The 15,387-nt window shown below is 36.6% G+C and carries 13 protein-coding genes and 1 riboswitch; all 13 genes read left to right on the top strand.

Features of this window, described 5'->3' with window-relative positions:
- Positions 1 to 198: 198 nt before the first annotated feature.
- Positions 199 to 316: riboswitch (SAM riboswitch) on the bottom strand.
- Positions 317 to 536: 220 nt separating this feature from the next.
- Positions 537 to 1,169: a NeuD/PglB/VioB family sugar acetyltransferase gene (locus QE390_RS05770; RefSeq protein ID WP_307141444.1), complete on the top strand. Its 633-nt coding sequence runs from the start codon at positions 537 to 539 to the stop codon at positions 1,167 to 1,169.
- 713 nt (positions 1,170 to 1,882) lie between these two features.
- Positions 1,883 to 2,758 (top strand): tyrosine-protein phosphatase, encoded by an 876-nt coding sequence (locus tag QE390_RS05765; RefSeq protein WP_307141443.1) that lies wholly within the window; start codon positions 1,883 to 1,885, stop codon positions 2,756 to 2,758.
- 323 nt (positions 2,759 to 3,081) lie between these two features.
- Positions 3,082 to 3,909: a polysaccharide biosynthesis/export family protein gene (locus QE390_RS05760; RefSeq protein WP_307141442.1), complete on the top strand. Its 828-nt coding sequence runs from the start codon at positions 3,082 to 3,084 to the stop codon at positions 3,907 to 3,909.
- Between the two features lie 51 nt (positions 3,910 to 3,960).
- The gene (locus QE390_RS05755; protein ID WP_307141441.1) at positions 3,961 to 6,273 is read left to right on the top strand and encodes a tyrosine-protein kinase; all 2,313 of its coding nucleotides are present in this window, start codon (positions 3,961 to 3,963) and stop codon (positions 6,271 to 6,273) included.
- Positions 6,274 to 6,625: 352 nt separating this feature from the next.
- The gene (locus tag QE390_RS05750; RefSeq protein ID WP_307141440.1) at positions 6,626 to 7,324 is read left to right on the top strand and encodes a sugar transferase; all 699 of its coding nucleotides are present in this window, start codon (positions 6,626 to 6,628) and stop codon (positions 7,322 to 7,324) included.
- 46 nt (positions 7,325 to 7,370) lie between these two features.
- Entirely contained in the window at positions 7,371 to 8,318 is a 948-nt protein-coding gene (locus QE390_RS05745) for a GDP-L-fucose synthase (protein ID WP_307141439.1), read from the top strand.
- Positions 8,319 to 8,415: 97 nt separating this feature from the next.
- Positions 8,416 to 9,513, top strand: a complete 1,098-nt coding sequence (gene gmd / locus QE390_RS05740) for a GDP-mannose 4,6-dehydratase (RefSeq protein ID WP_307141438.1) — start codon at positions 8,416 to 8,418, stop codon at positions 9,511 to 9,513.
- A 66-nt stretch (positions 9,514 to 9,579) separates the two neighbouring features.
- On the top strand, positions 9,580 to 11,022 hold the full coding sequence (locus QE390_RS05735) for an MATE family efflux transporter (RefSeq protein WP_373424533.1): 1,443 nt from the start codon (positions 9,580 to 9,582) through the stop codon (positions 11,020 to 11,022).
- A 6-nt stretch (positions 11,023 to 11,028) separates the two neighbouring features.
- Complete coding sequence (locus QE390_RS05730) at positions 11,029 to 11,919, top strand: polysaccharide pyruvyl transferase family protein (RefSeq protein ID WP_307141436.1); 891 nt, start codon at positions 11,029 to 11,031, stop codon at positions 11,917 to 11,919.
- A gap of 27 nt (positions 11,920 to 11,946) precedes the next feature.
- The gene (locus QE390_RS05725; protein WP_307141435.1) at positions 11,947 to 12,906 is read left to right on the top strand and encodes a glycosyltransferase; all 960 of its coding nucleotides are present in this window, start codon (positions 11,947 to 11,949) and stop codon (positions 12,904 to 12,906) included.
- Between the two features lie 8 nt (positions 12,907 to 12,914).
- On the top strand, positions 12,915 to 13,634 hold the full coding sequence (locus QE390_RS05720) for a glycosyltransferase family 32 protein (protein WP_307141434.1): 720 nt from the start codon (positions 12,915 to 12,917) through the stop codon (positions 13,632 to 13,634).
- Positions 13,627 to 14,763 carry an EpsG family protein gene (locus tag QE390_RS05715; protein WP_307141433.1) on the top strand — a complete coding sequence of 379 codons (1,137 nt, stop codon included), beginning with the start codon at positions 13,627 to 13,629 and terminating at the stop codon, positions 14,761 to 14,763. Before QE390_RS05720 ends, QE390_RS05715 begins: the two co-directional genes overlap by 8 nt.
- 3 nt (positions 14,764 to 14,766) lie before the next feature.
- Complete coding sequence (locus tag QE390_RS05710) at positions 14,767 to 15,321, top strand: serine O-acetyltransferase (RefSeq protein WP_307141432.1); 555 nt, start codon at positions 14,767 to 14,769, stop codon at positions 15,319 to 15,321.
- Positions 15,322 to 15,387 lie beyond the last annotated feature (66 nt).

Below are 15,387 nucleotides of genomic sequence, written 5' to 3'. Positions count from 1 at the left end.
TTGCAGAATTAATGCGTGAATAAAAGATAGAGTTTAGAGTAAGTGTTTGAAACGAATCGTTTCTGCATGCAATCCACAACAAGAAGAAGTGCCCCCTGCGTAGGCGGATGAACTAAGAGTCAGGAAATCTGAGATGGAAAAAGAGGGCAGAATAGCAGCCCCCAATAAAAGGGTCGTCCGGTGCATGAAAGTTCGCTTTACTTATCTCTCCCCGGAGACCTTCTCCGGGGCAGGAATTAGCACCTTGTTTTCACCTCGTTGAAAATAGGTTGCCAGCGGTTCACAGAGCCCGTCTCTCCCCGCTTCTCGATAAGTCAGCATCTGGAACGGGCTGACTTTTCAAAGGCAAACTTAAAAAGGAATAGGCAAATGTGGAAAGAGCCGGATCGTTTTTTGTTCGTTGGGGGTTATAATTACTTTAATTCACGCAAAACCAGTAACGAAAAGGCAGGGGATAATAATCAGGAGTGAACTTTCCCATGCTGATCTGCTACTTTTGTAAAAAACGTCAGTTGATGTACTGACACGCATACGTTATGGAAAACCCCGTCCTTATTTTTGGAGCCAAAGCTTTGGGTAAAACGGCTCTTGATATTTTTAATAGCAACGGCGTCATTGTGTACGGGTTTCTGGAAGACGAAACGAGCCTGCACGGAACCGAAATTGGTGAGGTATCAGTCTTTTCAGCGACTGACGATGAAGGATTTACTGAACTCATTGGAAATAAATGTGAAGCTTTTATAGCAGTAGAAGATCGGACCGAACGCAAAACACTGGTTGAGTACCTGCACGAAACTCGCCAGACGCAGCCTGTTAATGCTGTACATCCCTCGGCCATTATTTCGGAAGATGCTCACATTGGCCACGGAAATCTGATTGCGGCTGGCGTTATTGTTCAGACGTTTTCCAAAGTGAGTAACCACTGTATTCTCCACGCCGGAGTTATCATTGATACCGAAACTGTCCTGGAAGACTTCGTTCAGGTAGGAGCGGGGAGTGTAATCGGAATGGGAGCTAAAGTGGGAGAAAACACTTTCATTGGTTCTGGCGTAACGATTGTAGGCGGCGTCGAAATTGGGAAAAATGCCCGAATCGGAGCGGGGTCTGTCGTCATTGAAAACGTCGCAACGGGTGCTACGGTCTTTGGCAATCCGGCTAAAAAGGTATAAAGTACGATCTCGATTTTCTCAAAAGGGGTCCGGTTTAACGCATGTAACCGGGCCCCTTTTTGTTGCTACGTGTATTAATAGACAGCTTCACTATTCTAGGTATAGTGCAAAACTGAGTTTACAGATTCTTCGTTCTACAACCTCTATGAGCTTAACATAAGTTATAAGAGGTATAGAAATTAAAAGAAGCGAATAAAGAAGTCTTGCAATATAAAAAAATATAATTGAACTATTTTGCTAATATTTGGTAATGTTTATGAAAAATATGGGTGATTTGAGCTCATTAATGAATAATTGATGAGTATTTTTACTCTTAAAATTAGTGTAGTTAACATTCCGTATGGTATAATTTTTTGAAGACTTATTTAGCTTTGCTACTATAAAAAAAATGAATGTAAGAATGTAATTTTTTTCGATGAAACGTTTGAAATGACATCCATCTAGTAGATTTTCTCGTATTTATCTTTTGGAATTTCGTTCAGCAATTCTAAACAAAGTTGAATTATCCTTGTATATATTCTTTATAGACTCTAATTTAGGTAGAATTGGTTTCGAAAAGATTATTAGTTCTGTTCTAATAGAATTGATAAGTGTTCGAAACCTATCAGCGTGATAGTCAAAACTGATCTTACTTTTTGTTGAACAGGTAGCTCAGTTTAGGGTAACAGGTCGATTTTACCGAGACTATTCCACCTTAATACACCGCTACAATTATGAATACGGAATTTGATGAAGTAGTTTCGCTATCTGAAAAAAACGAAGTTCGTTTGCGTGCGGGTGCTCAGATAGAAGCTAAAATGGCTCCTGAGACTACTAATACAAGTGTGCCCCCTGTCCCCACTACTGAAAAGTCAATGAGTTCTACGAGTATATGGCAGCGTTTGAAAAACCGCTTTTTTACAGGGCAACAGCCCGATCTGGAAGAGGCCATTAAAGACTGCTTTTGGAAAGTTGATATACATTCACACCTGCTGCCAGGGGTAGATGACGGAGTTTCATCCTGGGAAGAAACCCTGGCCTGCTTAAAACAATTTTCCGAATGGGGCATAACTAAAGTAGTAACTACGCCCCACGTCAGTCGAGATTGGTTTCCTAACAAATACCATCAGTTACTTGAGGGTCAGGAGCAATTGCAGTCCCTGGTACGGGAGCATAACCTCCCCCTAACGATTGAAGTAGCCGCCGAATACCTTCTTGATGATTTTTTCCTTGATTTATTAAAAAGCCGGGAAGTGTTAACCTTTGGCCCGGAAAAGTATATATTAGTAGAAACGGCCTGGTCTTCGGCTCCGCTGCATCTCTCAGATTTAATTTTTCGCATTCAGTCGGCGGGATACACGCCCATCCTGGCCCATCCGGAGCGGTATAAATATTATAAAAATTTTGAAGCCGAACTAGCCCATCACCGAGAGGCTGGTTGTTTGCTACAACTCAATGCAATGTCACTTACGGGCAAGTATGGAGAGCAGGCCCGTCGACAAGGAAAAACCCTGTTGCAAAAAGGCTGGGTAGACTTTATAGGTAGTGATCTGCATCGGCCAGCGGATTTACCCCGATTCGAGAAGATATTTTTCCTTGCCAGAATTTAAGCAATTAACTCAGCAACCATTGCAGAATTCCAAGTTGTTATGATTATAACAAGAAATAGGATTTTGCCAAGTTAGTACTATTCCTAGCTTGACCATACGGCTGGATTGTTATGTAAATGTTGTGTTATCATTACATTTATTTTGAAGAATCCAGAAAAAGTAGTTGAAAATACTGAGTAATTAACGATTTTAATTGATTTTTGATAGTAAATTATATTTTTTTCAGGTTTACCCCTTCTAAAATTAGTTGTTCACGAAAAATTGTATTTTCTTTGAAAAAGAGTTCAGAGTTCGCCGCCATTTTGCACTATTTTAAGCTTTATATGTCTACCAGATCAATCCGCCGGGATCGGGTATCTTTAGTGAAGAATCTTGCTTCATTATCCGTCCTTGCCCTGCTGCTTTCCGGTTGTGTATCCTCGAAAAACCTAGCTCTTTTTCAGGACGGCCCTAATACAACCGTTGATAGCTTAAGTATAGCGAAGCAATATACTCCAACCATACAGGTAGGAGACGTTCTTAATATCTCAGTAAATAGTTTAAATCCAGAAGCCTCTGCCATTTTCAATTTGCCTGAAAATGCCTCCATGATTCAAGGCCAAGGAATTATGGCTTCGGCTAATCCTTTGGCTTATCAACCTGGGTATGTAGTAAGCAAAGAAGGCTCGATTGATTTTCCGATGCTGGGTAAAATTACCGTTGCAGGGCAGTCATCTGCTCAAGTTGCTACTCAGATAAAGGAAAAACTTAAATCTTACTTAAAAGAACCTTCCGTGAATGTTCGGAATGTAAACTTCCGTATTTCAGTGTTAGGTGAGGTAAATCATCCTTCCTTGTTTCTGATTAACAATGAACAGGTAACTATTCTTCAGGCTCTAAGCATGGCGAATGACCTGACCATTTTCGGGAAGCGAGAGAATGTATTAGTAATTCGGGAAGAAAATGGTAAAAAGACTTTTGCCCGTCTGGATTTGACCAAACGGGATGTGTTTAGCTCTCCCTATTATTATCTACATCCGAATGATGTTGTATACGTAGAACCTAATCAGGCCCGTGCCGCTTCTACGGATAATACCTATCGGATAGCACCTATTGTCATCAGTGCGGCTTCGGCCATACTAGTTTTAGTAAGTGTTCTGGTTCGAAGATAAGTACTAGTTAATCACGAAATCTAATTATTGGCAATCCACTCTATTTAATTTATGGCAACGAATAATCCTTATACCTCATACGTGCCTTACCAGGTCGTAGAGACGGATCAAACCAACATTCGGGCAATCCTTCTTCGTTACCTACGTAATTGGCCATGGTTTCTGGTGTCATTAGGAGTAGCCTTGGCGGCTGCTTATGTATACCTACTTTATCAGCAACCTGTTTACCGAACTCAAGCTAGCCTTTTAATTAAGGATGAAAAAAAAGGCGTAGATACGGGAGAGCTGATGAAACAGCTGGACATTTTTGGTCAGCAAAAGCTGGTAGATAACGAAATTGAAATTTTGAAGTCTTACACGTTAATGAATAAAGTGGTAAACGACTTAAATCTTGACATTAAGTTCTTTAAACCTACTACGTTTGGCAAGCGGGAGGTATACGGCGATGTGCCCGTGAAAATGCTCATTGAGCAAGCTAAGCCTGACTTGTATAAAGAGAAACTTACACTTAGTTTTCCTGAAAACAATATCGTTCGCGTAAATGACCGTAATTATCCAGTAAATCAAAGTGTAGAAACACCTTATGGTCGCCTTCGTTTTTTTGCTTCTAAACCTGTAATTAAAAGCGAAGAGCAATATGTTGCTCAAGTTGCTTCCCGAGCTCAGACTGTTGAAGCATATCTAAATAACCTAAAAACGGAAACAACCAGTAAGCAGTCTACGGTTATTCAATTAACTTTAGAAGATGCAGTTCCAGCTAAGGCAGAAGCCATTTTAAATAAACTGATTGATGAGTATAACTCAGCAGCAGTAGAAGATAAAAATAAAACGGCTGCTAATACACTGAAATTTCTGGAAGAACGTTTGGGATTGGTTTCCAGTGAATTACAGAACGTAGAAAAAAACGTTGCTCAATATAAAACAGCTCAAGGGATTACTGATTTAAGTGCTCAAGCTCAAAGCTTTCTGCAAACGGTTCAGCAAAACGATGCTCAGTTGAGCCAAGTAAACATACAGTTGGGAGCTATTGGAGATGTAGAAAGATACATTAACTCGCGTAGTGCTGAACGGACGGGGGCCCCTTCCGCTGCTGCATTAAATGATCCCGTTCTACTGGGACTGATTACAAAAGTATCTGAACTGGAACTGGAACGCGAACGCCTGGCCCGTACTACTTCTGAACAAAACCCGATGCTGCAAACGCTGGAAAGTCAGATCAAGTCCATTAAGTCTAACATTCGTGAAAACGTGCAGTCGACTAAGGAAATTCTAAATACTTCCAGAAATCAGTTGATGGCTACGAACCGGAAAATGGAAGGTGTGATTCGCAGCATTCCTCAAAAAGAACGTTCGCTTATTGATATTTCACGTCAACAGGCAATCAAAAATGATCAGTATACTTTCTTGCTACAGAAACGAGAAGAGACGGCTGTTTCCTACGCTTCTACCATTGCAGATAGCCGTACTGTTGACGCTGCTCGAAGTTCTAATGACCCCGTTAAACCCGTAGGTAAAATGATTTTTGCTTTATTTGGTTTGGTCGGTTTAGTTATTCCGGTGGCAGCTATGACTGCTCGCGATGCGATGAATAATCGAGTGATGCGTCGGACCGATGTAGAAGAACTAACTAATGTACCTATTCTGGGTGAGGTAGTGAAGAGTAAAGATGCGGACCGACTGATTATGGCTCCTCAAAATCGCTCGGTGATTTCAGAACAGATTCGTACCATCCGTACCAATCTCCAATTTCTGAAGGCTGCCTCTGATAGTCAGGTGCTTCTGTTTACTTCTAGTATCTCAGGCGAAGGAAAATCTTTCGTATCACTTAATCTTGGGGCTAGTTTGGCACTGGTGGATCGTCCGACGGTTATTCTGGAAATGGACTTACGTAAGCCTAAACTTCGTGAGTCTTTAGGAATGCCTAATGGTATTGGAATTAGCAATTACCTGATTGGTGAGTGTACTCTGGAAGAGGCTTTACAACCCATCCCTGGTTACGATAATTATTACCTGATGCCGAGTGGTCCAGTTCCACCAAATCCTTCGGAGTTATTAAGCAGCCCACGTCTGGAGCAATTGATGAAAGAATTACGGGAACGCTTCAGTTATGTTTTGGTGGATTCACCGCCGATTGGTTTGGTTACGGATGCTCAATTAGTAGCCCCCTTCGCCGATACTACGATGTATTTGGTACGTCACGACGTAACACCCAAACATTACCTGAAAATGATCGATACGCTCTATAAGGAGCAACGTTTTCAGAAACTAAATATCATCCTTAATGGCGTAGGCGAAGGAGAAGCTTACTACTATAGCTACAGCTATGGCTATTATGGAGAGGACGAAAAGAAAAAACTAAATTAAAATACAGGTAGGGGAGTAGTTGCCCATTGCTCCCCTGCCCCAGTTGCTGAGTTCGTAATTAACCCGTTTAGTAAAATGCTGATTACTAAACCACCTGAAACTTATATTTTTAATCGAAACCGCCACACGATTATGAACCTTCGGTTGAGTAAATCGCCACCCCACCAGTTATGATTTTATGAGAATTAGTCCTGTTAAAAGACTAATTCACTAGCCCTGATATTTAATAATTATTGAGTTTACTATCAGTTTGATTGATAGTCAGGGTGTAGTATGCCAAAAGCAAGGGAGTTTGCTTCCATCATGCTGGTCATTTCCCAACCATACAAAATCATAAAATCCGCCTGTAGTCATGAAATACTCAACAGATACTCTTCGACTGGATACTACGTATTTTGAATCAGAAGAAGCTTCATCATACGTAACTAGAAAATCTACTCTACTCCTTTCAAAACCATCTTCTACTCCTTTAGGTAAACGCTGTTTTGACGTAGTGATGTCCAGCTTTGTTATCCTAACTGTATTGGTATGGTTAATTCCCATTATTGGTATTCTTATTAAACTGTCTTCACCCGGACCTGTTTTCTTTGTCCAGTGGAGAACGGGACGCAATGGTCGCCGTTTCCGGTGTTTGAAGTTCCGCACCATGCGAACAAATCAGATTGCTCCTTTCAAGCAAGCTTCGGCGAATGACCCTCGCATTACGAAAATAGGAGCCTTTCTTCGCAAGACTAATCTAGATGAGATGCCTCAGTTCTTGAATGTTCTCTGGGGTGATATGAGCATTGTAGGACCACGTCCTCATGCCGTTGAACACGATGCTCAATATTGGAGTGTCGTTCCCAATTTCCCTGCCCGTTACTTAGTAAAACCGGGCATTACGGGGCTAGCTCAAACGCGAGGTTTACGTGGCGAAGCAGGTCTTAGAGATATGGAACAGCGATTGAAAATGGATCAGTGGTATATCAGAAGAAGATCGGCCGTACTAGACGCTAAAATCTGCTGGTGGACGGTTGAAAAGATGATTAAAGGTGACGAAAAAGCCTATTAGTCCAGCTTTACTTATCCATTCCCCATTCTAATAGAAACCAATATTCATGAATAATTCCAGCAAGATTTACATTGCCGGTCACCGCGGCATGGTGGGCGGAGCTATCAAGCGTTACCTGGAAAATCAGGGCTATACTAATATTCTGGTTCGTACTTCGAAAGAACTAGATTTACGGAATCAACAGGCCGTTGCTGATTTTTTCGAAACAGAAAAACCAGAATATGTTTTTCTAGCCGCGGCTAAAGTGGGAGGGATCGTAGCTAACAATACGTATCGGGCAGAGTTTCTTTATGATAACCTAATGATTGAAAGCAATATCATTCATTCGGCTTATCAAAACGGAGTCACCAAATTGCTCTTCTTGGGTAGCAGCTGTATTTATCCCAAAATGGCTCCACAGCCCCTCAAAGAAGAATATCTGCTAACAGGAGAGTTGGAGCCTACCAATGAGCCTTACGCTATTGCCAAAATCGCTGGAATCAAACTATGTGAAGCATACCGCGATCAATATGGAGCTAACTTCATTTCGGCGATGCCTACTAATCTTTATGGCATTGGAGATAATTACCACCCTCAAAATTCTCACGTTTTACCAGCTTTAATTCGCAAGTTTCATGAAGCGAAAGAAGCAGGAACGCCCAGCGTAACCATCTGGGGGACGGGTTCACCGATGCGTGAATTCCTGTATGCTGATGATTTGGCAGAAGCTTGTGTTTTCCTAATGAACGAATACGAAGGCCGGGAGCTGGTAAATATTGGCACGGGCGAGGACTTAACCATTAAGGAACTGGCCCAGATTGTTCAGCAGGTGGTGGGTTTTGAAGGTAATCTGGAATTTGATACTACCAAACCTGACGGAACACCCCGGAAGCTGATGGACGTGAGCAAACTGCACGGCCTGGGCTGGAAACATACCGTCGAGTTAACCGAAGGTATAACAAAAGCCTATGCGGATTTCCTTTCGAAAGAAGAATCGGTTGCGGCCCATAACTAAGTATAAAATACCCTTCTATAAATCTTACCAAATCCAGTGGACTAGTATTCGGGATAATAAAACTGAAAACAGAAAGCTGAAAACAGAAAACTAAAGAATGAAAACGGCATTAATTACCGGCGTCAATGGTCAAGACGGAGCCTATCTGTCAGAGTTATTATTAGAAAAAGGCTACATGGTACACGGCGTAAAACGCCGGGCATCCTTAATTAATACCGAGCGGATTGACCATCTTTACCAGGATCCCCACGAAAAAGACGTTCGTTTCAAGTTGCACTACGGTGACATGACGGATTCGACGAACCTGATTCGCATCATTCAGGAAACCCAACCTGACGAAATTTATAACCTGGCGGCAATGTCTCACGTAAAGGTGAGCTTTGACACGCCCGAATATACCGCTAATGCCGATGGCATCGGTACGCTTCGCATCCTGGAAGCCGTTCGTATCCTGGGTCTGGAGAAGAAGACTAAAATCTACCAGGCTTCGACTTCTGAATTATACGGTTTAGTGCAAGCGGTTCCTCAGAAAGAAGATACTCCGTTCTATCCTCGTTCTCCCTATGCGGTTGCTAAACTGTACGGTTATTGGATTACCGTAAACTACCGTGAAGCTTATGGTATGTATGCCTGCAATGGTATCCTGTTTAACCACGAGTCACCTTTACGTGGCGAAACCTTCGTAACGCGTAAAATTACCCGTGCCGTGGCAGCGATTGGTTTAGGATTACAGAATTGCTTGTATCTGGGCAACTTGGATGCTCAGCGGGACTGGGGCCACGCGAAAGATTACGTAGAGGCGATGTGGAGAATTCTGCAACAAGAGCAACCCGAAGATTACGTCATTGCTACGGGTGTAACGACTCGCGTACGTGAATTCGTGAAAATGGCCTTTGCAGAAATTGGAGTAACTGTAGAATTCAAAGGAGAAGGAGTAGAAGAAAAAGGGTACGTAGTAAGCTGCTCAAATCAGGATTTCCAATTAGAAGAAGGTAAATGTGTAGTAGCAGTAGATCCGGCTTACTTCCGCCCAACTGAAGTAGAATTACTGATTGGCGATCCTACTAAATCGAAAACCAAATTAGGTTGGGAGCCTAAGTATGATTTGCCAATGTTGGTAAAGGAAATGGTAGAGAAAGATGTAGAAGTATTTAAACGTTCAGGTAAAACGCAGTTTGAACATTTAATTGGTTAAATAGAAAAAAAGAAAGTGTCGAGTTCAAGAAAAATAGCTAAAAATACACTTTTCTTATACGTAAGGATGCTTCTAACTTTAGGAGTATCCTTATATACATCAAGAATTGTTCTCAAGACTCTAGGAGTTGAAGATTATGGAATCTATAGTATTATCGGAGGAATAGTTAGCTTATTGAGCTTCTTCAATGCAGCTATGTCTTCTGCTACGCAAAGGTTTTTATCATATGATATAGGTACTGGCAATAGTAATAATCTACAAAATACATTTAGTGCGACAATAATAATACATAATATTCTAGCCGTACTTATCTTATGTATAGCAGAAACATTAGGCCTTTGGTTTGTTAACTATAAGCTTAATCTACCTGCTGAGCGAATAGATGCAGTAAATTGGGTATATCAATTTTCAGTATTTACCTTCATATTAAATGTTATACAAGTTCCATTTAATGCTCTCATAATTGCAAAAGAAAAAATGAATATATATGCAATTATGAGTATAGTTGAGGTAATATTAAAATTACTAATTGTGTACGTATTAAATATTATCAACTATGATAAACTTAAACTATACGCAATCTTACAGTTTAGTGTAAGCTTTTTAGTTATCTTTACTTATCAAATCTATTGTTGGACTAATTTTAAGGATAGTAAATTTAAATGGTATTATGATAGAACATATTTTAAGACCTTAATATCTTATTCAGGATGGAGTTTATTTGGCAATATTGCCAGCGTGGCTAGAGGGCAAGGAATCAATGTGGTATTAAATCTATTCTTTGGACTTAGCTTAAATGCAGCATATGGTATAATGATACAGGTACAAGGAGCAATTAATGCTTTTGTGACTAATTTTCAATTGGCAGTAAATCCTCAGATAATAAAAACATATGCAGCTGATGAAAGACAAAAAATGACAGAACTAGTATTACAAAGCTCTAAACTCTCTTATTATTTAATGTTAATTATAACTATGCCAATTATTTTTAATATTGAGTTTATATTAAGATTATGGCTGAAAAGTTACCCCGCTTTCACCCCTATTTTTATTCAACTTTGCCTTATAAATGTCTTAATTGATTGTATTTCAGGTCCATTAATGACAGCTGCTCAAGCCTCAGGAAAAATTAAGTGGTATCAAATAGTCATAGGGTCATTTATATTTTTAAATCTGCCTTTATCTTACTTTTTACTTTTGCTATCAAAGAATCCTTATATTCCTCTATATATAAGTATACTGATTTCGATTATTTCATTAGCATTTAGATTAGTTTTCCTAAAAAAGATGATAAACTTTGATATTAAACAGTTCTTAATTAAAGTACTATATAAAATAATAATAGTAACTGTAGTTGTACTCTTATTAATGTTTTTCTTTTTGAAGAGAAGTAATTTAGATGACTTTTTTAAGATAATTATTTGCTTTTCTATATGCTGTATATCAATAGCTATATTTGGCATAAGTCGTTCAGAATTGCAAGGTGTTAGAAAATTAATAAAAAAATAAAATTTTATGAAAACCGTTAAAGTTTTTTGGTGGAGAAAAATTGACAATTTTGGAGATTTACTTAATCCATATTTGGTGGAAAAATTAGGTAAATGTAAGGTTCAATATTACAGCATTGTTCCAAAATACCAAGCTTTAAAAAATATCGTCAAGTCGATAATTTTATTTAAAAAAATTAATCCCGATGCTATTGATTCCTTTAGAAGTTTTGGAGAAAACTTACTTATTATAGGTTCTGTTTTAGGTAGAGCTAATAGAAAGACATTAGTTTGGGGGGCGGGTTTTATGAGTGAAACAGAAACATGTGTAGCTAAAAAGATATTGGCAGTACGAGGAAAAGAGACAGCAAGAAAAGTTAAGGAGCTAGGCTTTAAGGGAATACCTGTTTTAGGAGATCCTGCTTTATTACTGCCAATTATTTATGAAAGAAAGAAAAATTCTATATATAAAATAGGAATTATTCCTCATTGGACTGAGTATGAGGAATTTAATGAAAAGTATTCTGGACAGTATAAAGTTATAAATTTAATAAGCAAAGATATAGAAGGCGTTATCGACGAAATCACCTCATGTGAGTATATATTATCTTCATCACTTCACGGAGTGATTGTAGGACATGCATACAATATACCCTCAATTTGGGTACAAGAAGGATTCATACATGAAGATGCATCCTTTAAATTTAATGATTATTTTTCTTCGGTGAATATTCCTTATTATAAAGGATATAAAATAGATGAAGTGCTATCATCTAATGACATTGAAGGTTTTTTTGTTGCGAATAAAGAAATATCTCTAATAAATAATGACTTGACAGAAATTCAATCTCAGTTATTGCATTCTATTCCTTTTCCTTTAAAGGAAAAATATCGACATGTATTTTCAAAAGTATCTTAAAAATCTTTTAATTCATCAGATATTATTATGAAAGAATATCCGGAGATATCTGTGATAGTACCAGTTTATAAAACAGAAAAATATCTTTCTAAATGTATAGATAGCCTTCTAGCTCAAACATATAAAGATTTTGAAATTATATTAATTAATGATGGGAGTCCTGATAGTTCAGGGGAAATTTGTGATGATTATGCATGTAAAGACACAAGAATTAGAGTAATTCATCAGGAAAATAAAGGTGTTAGCTCTGCAAGAAATGCTGGGATCTTCGCCGCAAAAGGCCGATATTCTATACATATAGATAGTGATGATTACGTAGAGGAAAATATGCTTCATGATTTTCATACTATAGCATGTTCTACAAAAGCTGATGTTATTATTAGCGATTATTATGTTGATTTTCTTAATACAACGAAATATGTGAAACAAAAATGTAGTGGATCCATAAAAGAATGTATACAAGATATATTGACAGAAAAATTACATGGATTTACATGGAATAAACTGATTAAACATAGCTTATATAAAGATCATAACATAACTTTTCCAAGTGATGTGAATATGGGAGAAGATTTAGTGACTGTAGTTAAAATATTGTACTTTTCTAATTCTATTGAATATTTACCTAAAGCGTATGCTCATTATGTACAGCATACTGATTCTTGTATAGCTACTAGACATAAAACAACATTTGAAAGCCAGATTAGAGTAGTAGATATTTTAGAAAATTTTTTTCAAGGAAATTTAGACTTTACACATTCAATAAGAATGCATAAAGTCTTTGTTAAAAAAGAATTATTGTTTTATGGCAACTATCCTAAGGAAGAAGTAAGGAATATATATGCCAATGTTAACAAGTATATATTGTCATATCCATCATTAAGTACTGTTAACAAACTATTGTTATGGTCTGTTTGTTTAAATTATGGTAATCTTTATAAATGTATCGAATATTTAAAAAAAATAAAAAAAAGTATATATAAATAATATTTCTAATGATACCCAAGATCGTTCATTATTGCTGGTTCGGAAAAGGAGAGATGGATGAGTTATCCACTAAGTGTATTGAAAGTTGGAAAGAAAACTTAAAAGGATATGAATTTAAACTCTGGAATGAGACAAATTTCAACATCGATATAAATACGTATGTTCGAGAAGCATACGCGATAAAAAAATATGCCTTTGTCTCGGATTACGTTAGAGTATACGTACTCTATAATTATGGAGGTATTTATTTAGATACTGATGTAGAAGTAATAAATAGCTTCGATGAACTATTGATTAATAAGTCATTTATTGGTTTTGAGAATGATCATATAGGGACTGGTATTATAGGAAGTATTGCTAAAACAAATTGGCTGAAAATCATACTAAACTCATATGATAATGAAAATTTTATATCATTGACTGGTAATATAAACTTATACCCTAACCCTCTAAGATTTCAAAAGCTTTTGCTAGAAATAGGCCTTGAACTTGAAGATAAAGATCAAATTATAGGAGAGAATATTAAAGTTTATACTACTGATGTTTTGTGTGCTAAAAGTTTTGAGACTGGAGTCATTAGTATGACTAATAAGACTTTATCTATACATCACTTCAATGCATCTTGGACAGTAAAAAGGAGAAGTATTAGTAATATAGTTAAAACTAGGTTAATAGCTTTAACTTGCAAAGTAAAGCTAATGACAAATAAATTATTAAATTATGTCTGAAATTGATCATATTCTTCTTTTTATCCTTTTATTTTTATTGTTTTTTTATTGGGGTAAGGTTGGATCAAAAGTAACATCTTCTTACAATTTTTGGCAATTTGCTGCAATACCCATTTTGGTATACTCTATCATTGTTGGTTCAAGATATGGGTGGGGGCCAGATTACATATCATATAAATATAGATTAGAACATGCAGATACTTATAAAGAGGAACAGGTGGGTTTTAAAATATTAAATCAATTCATTAATTCTAGTGGGTTTGGATTCATCGGCGGATATATATTATATAGTTTAATATTTATTATATGTTCTTTTGTTTTAATTCGACATTTTAGAAAGCAAGGAATGTACATGTATGCTTTTTTTATACCTTCTACTTTGATTTTTGTTACAAGTGCTATTAGGCAAGGATTAGCTCTAAGTTTTATAATGTTAGCTATATATTTTTACGAAAAGAAAAGATGGATCACGTGTATATTAATTATAATGATAGGTTATACTATTCATTCGTCTATCTTGGTAACTGCTATAATAATGGCTATTATATTTGTTTTTACCAAAAAGCCTATTAATTGGAAAATAACGGTTATTTTTTATTTGATAGTGACTATTTTTTTTCAAAAAAGTAGTATGAATATATTAACTAATTTCTTACAAAATAATGTGAACTTAACGAATGGTTTTCAAAGCTATATAGATAATGCGGACGTCTGGTTCGGTGATGAAGGAGCTAATGATATATTTGAACAAAGTACCTTTACTTTAGTAATATCGTCAATGTTTTATATATCCTTAATTTATTTAGGTTATAAAGCCTTACAAATATATCCTGACCTTTTAATATCTAAAATATACAATGTTGTTGTGATTGGTATAATTTTTTATCGAATTGTTTTTTTATATGAAATTCTTAGAAGATTTGCTGAACCTCTGATAATGCTTAATTATATTGTTTTAGGATATGTATTTTTTGTAATGAGTAGACAGAATATTTCATATGCTTACTTAAAGCCGGAAGATAAAGTATTACTTAGATTAAATGCCAGTATAGTAATAATATACTTATTACTTTTTTGGAGTCGATTTATTTTTATGAATCCTGATGCTAAATTTTTTTGGTCTCTATAAATTATGAATATTTTGAAGAAAAAGCTAGAAGCCTGCATCCAATATGAAAAGAGGATGTATAGCAATTATATGTTTAATAGTACTGTAAGGTATATCTTATCAAGAGTTAAGAGGGAGCCGGTTAGAATGATTCTTGAATTCTTAATTATCTCTAGAAAATGTGATTACTATAAGAAAAAAAATGGATTAATAACCAAAATATTATATTTAATATATGTTTCAAGAAAGAACCGTTTGGGCGAAAAGCTGAATTTAGAAATAGGAACAGAAAATATTGAGCCTGGATTATTGATATATCATTATGGAGTAGTTATTAATTCAGATACTATCATTGGGAAAAATTGCAGATTACACGGTGATAATTGTATAGGGAATAATGGAAAGTCTAATGAATGTCCTAAAATAGGAGATAATGTGTCTTTAGGGGTAGGAGCTAAAATAATTGGTAATGTCATTATAGCTAATAATATAAAGATAGCAGCAGGTTCCGTAGTAGTTCATTCCTTTCTAGAAGAAGGAATTACTATTGGTGGAATACCTGCTAAAAAATTAAAGTGATTATATTTTTATTTCTAAGGTATAATCACTTTAAGTACCATTAGAGAAAGTTTGTATAAACTATTT

Origin of the sequence: Siphonobacter sp. SORGH_AS_1065, from assembly GCF_030818595.1 — a bacterium.
Lineage (GTDB): Bacteria > Bacteroidota > Bacteroidia > Cytophagales > Spirosomataceae > Siphonobacter.
Note: the sequence above shows the minus strand (reverse complement) of the source record. Positions and strands in the feature narration are given on the sequence as shown.

Excerpts from the sequence above, each read along its gene's own strand:
- gmd (WP_307141438.1), top strand. The coding sequence starts at position 8,416 with ATGAAAACGGCATTAATTACCGGCGTCAATGGTCAAGACGGAGCCTAT.
- QE390_RS05770 (WP_307141444.1), top strand. The coding sequence starts at position 537 with ATGGAAAACCCCGTCCTTATTTTTGGAGCCAAAGCTTTGGGTAAAACG.
- QE390_RS05735 (WP_373424533.1), top strand. The coding sequence starts at position 9,580 with ATGCTTCTAACTTTAGGAGTATCCTTATATACATCAAGAATTGTTCTC.
- QE390_RS05745 (WP_307141439.1), top strand. The coding sequence starts at position 7,371 with ATGAATAATTCCAGCAAGATTTACATTGCCGGTCACCGCGGCATGGTG.
- QE390_RS05725 (WP_307141435.1), top strand. The coding sequence starts at position 11,947 with ATGAAAGAATATCCGGAGATATCTGTGATAGTACCAGTTTATAAAACA.
- QE390_RS05760 (WP_307141442.1), top strand. The coding sequence starts at position 3,082 with ATGTCTACCAGATCAATCCGCCGGGATCGGGTATCTTTAGTGAAGAAT.
- QE390_RS05765 (WP_307141443.1), top strand. The coding sequence starts at position 1,883 with ATGAATACGGAATTTGATGAAGTAGTTTCGCTATCTGAAAAAAACGAA.
- QE390_RS05730 (WP_307141436.1), top strand. The coding sequence starts at position 11,029 with ATGAAAACCGTTAAAGTTTTTTGGTGGAGAAAAATTGACAATTTTGGA.
- QE390_RS05710 (WP_307141432.1), top strand. The coding sequence starts at position 14,767 with ATGAATATTTTGAAGAAAAAGCTAGAAGCCTGCATCCAATATGAAAAG.
- QE390_RS05720 (WP_307141434.1), top strand. The coding sequence starts at position 12,915 with ATGATACCCAAGATCGTTCATTATTGCTGGTTCGGAAAAGGAGAGATG.
- QE390_RS05750 (WP_307141440.1), top strand. The coding sequence starts at position 6,626 with ATGAAATACTCAACAGATACTCTTCGACTGGATACTACGTATTTTGAA.
- QE390_RS05715 (WP_307141433.1), top strand. The coding sequence starts at position 13,627 with ATGTCTGAAATTGATCATATTCTTCTTTTTATCCTTTTATTTTTATTG.
- QE390_RS05755 (WP_307141441.1), top strand. The coding sequence starts at position 3,961 with ATGGCAACGAATAATCCTTATACCTCATACGTGCCTTACCAGGTCGTA.